The sequence below is a fragment of the Methylibium sp. T29 genome (assembly GCF_000576205.1).
Taxonomy (GTDB): Bacteria; Pseudomonadota; Gammaproteobacteria; order Burkholderiales; family Burkholderiaceae_C; genus Methylibium; species Methylibium petroleiphilum.
Genome location: NZ_AZND01000420.1, coordinates 1 through 1925 on the forward strand (window position 1 = coordinate 1; position 1925 = coordinate 1925).

General features: G+C 68.8%; 2 protein-coding genes and 1 pseudogene. All 3 read left to right on the top strand.

Going from position 1 to position 1925, the window contains the following annotated elements:
• On the top strand, window positions 1–703 hold a 703-nt coding region (locus tag x551_RS21625), incomplete at its 5' end, for a flagellar M-ring protein FliF C-terminal domain-containing protein (protein ID WP_036251275.1).
• A 61-nt stretch (window positions 704–764) separates the two neighbouring features.
• The gene (gene fliG / locus x551_RS21630) at window positions 765–1760 is read left to right on the top strand and encodes a flagellar motor switch protein FliG (protein WP_011828166.1); all 996 of its coding nucleotides are present in this window, start codon (window positions 765–767) and stop codon (window positions 1758–1760) included.
• Window positions 1744–1925, top strand: a pseudogene (locus x551_RS21635) (hypothetical protein); the annotation flags it as partial. The gene fliG and the pseudogene x551_RS21635, both read left to right, overlap by 17 nt.

A 1925-nucleotide genomic window follows, 5' to 3' on the forward strand; every position in this document is an offset into this window, starting at 1 on the left:
CAACCAGCCGCCGGTGCCGGCCACCGCGCCGGTCAACGGCAGCGCGCAGCCGTTGCAGACCGCGCAGGGCGGCAGCAGCGGCGGCAACAGCCGGCGCGAGGCCACCACCAACTACGAGGTCGACAAGACCGTGCGCGTCACGCGCAACGCTACCGGCACCATCAAGCGCCTGAACGCGGCGGTGGTGCTGAACCACCGTTCGGTCACCGACGCCAAGGGCAAGACCAGCACCACGCCGATCTCGGCCGAGGAGATGGAGAAGCTCACCGCGCTGGTCAAGGAGACCATCGGCTTCAACGCCGACCGCGGCGACTCGGTGAAGCTGATCAACGCTCCCTTCAAGGTCGAGAAGCCGCCGGTCGAGGAAGCGCTGCCGCTGTGGAAGCAGCCCGAGACCCAGGACCTGCTGCGCACGCTGGCCGTGCCGGGCGCGCTGACGCTGCTGGCGATGATCATCGTGTTCGGCGCGGTGCGGCCGGCGCTGAAGGCGGCCCAGCCGGCCCAGCCGCAGCGCCAGCTCGACGCGGTGGTCGACGACGTGCAGGCACTGCCGTCGCCGCCGACGGCCCAGGCGGCGGCCCTGCCCGCGCTCGAGGCGCCGGTGGTGGACATGCGGCTGAACCAGGCCCGTGCGCTCGCCAAGGAAAACCCGGCGGCCATGGCCAACATCGTGCGCGGCTGGTCCGCCAAGGAGGCCGCATGAGCTGGCGTGAGCCCCTGCGGAAGGCCGCCGCGCCTGACGCGACCTGGGGAAGGAAATAGCCATGGATGCCCAGGGACTGGAAGATGCGGCCATCCTGCTGATGTCGATCGGCGAGGAAGAAGCCGCCGAGGTCTTCAAGCACCTCGCCCCGAAGGAAGTGCAGCGCCTCGGCGAGACCATCGCCAAGATGAAGAGCGTGCCGCGCGAGCGCTTCGAGCAGGTGCTCGAACGCTTCACCGGCGACGCCGCCGACACCAGCATGCTGGTGAGCGACACCGACGAGTACGTGAAGGCCGTGCTGCGCAAGGCGCTCGGCGACGACAAGGCCAATCTGCTGATCGACCGCATCCTGCAGGGCGGTGATGTCTCCGGCATCGAGAGCCTGAAGTGGATGGACCCGAACTCGGTGGCCGAGCTGCTGCGCAACGAGCACCCGCAGATCGTCGCGGCGATCCTCGTGCACCTGGAGTTCGACCAGGCGGCCGAAGTGCTGAAGGAATTCACCGAGCGCCAGCGCAACGAGGTGATGGTGCGTGTGGCCACGCTCGACGGCATCCAGCCCAGCGCGCTGAAGGACCTGAACGAGGTGATGGGCAAGGTGCTCGCCGGCGGCGAGCGCATGAAGAAGTCGATGATGGGCGGTGTGAAGCCGGCGGCCGAGATCATCAACATGATGGGTTCGGCCATCGAGACCTCGGTGCTGGACTACATCCGCGAGGCCGACAGCGACCTCGCGCAGAAGATCATGGACAACATGTTCACGTTCGACGATCTGCAGAAGATCGACGACCGCGGCATCCAGGCGCTGCTGAAGGAAGTGCAGACCGAATCGCTGGTGGTGGCGCTCAAGGGCGCGCCGCCCGAGCTGCGCGACCGCATCCTTGCGAACATGTCCACGCGCGCGGCCGAGACGCTGCGCGAGGATCTCGAATCGCGCGGTCCGGTGCGCGTCTCCGAGGTCGAGGCCGAGCAGAAGGAAATGCTGAAGATCGTGCGTCGCCTGGCCGACGAGGGCCAGATCGTGCTGGGTGGCGGTGGCGATGACCAGTTCCTTTGAACGCAAGCTCGGCGCCAGCCCGGCGCCGCGCGATCCCGGCAGCCGCAGTCGCGCGACCGACGGCCCGGCGGCCGACGGCTCGCCGAACGCCTATGCCCGCTTCATCCCGCGCGAGGAAGTGCGCAGCTTCGCCGCCTGGCGGCCCAGCAGCTTCGGCGGCGCACC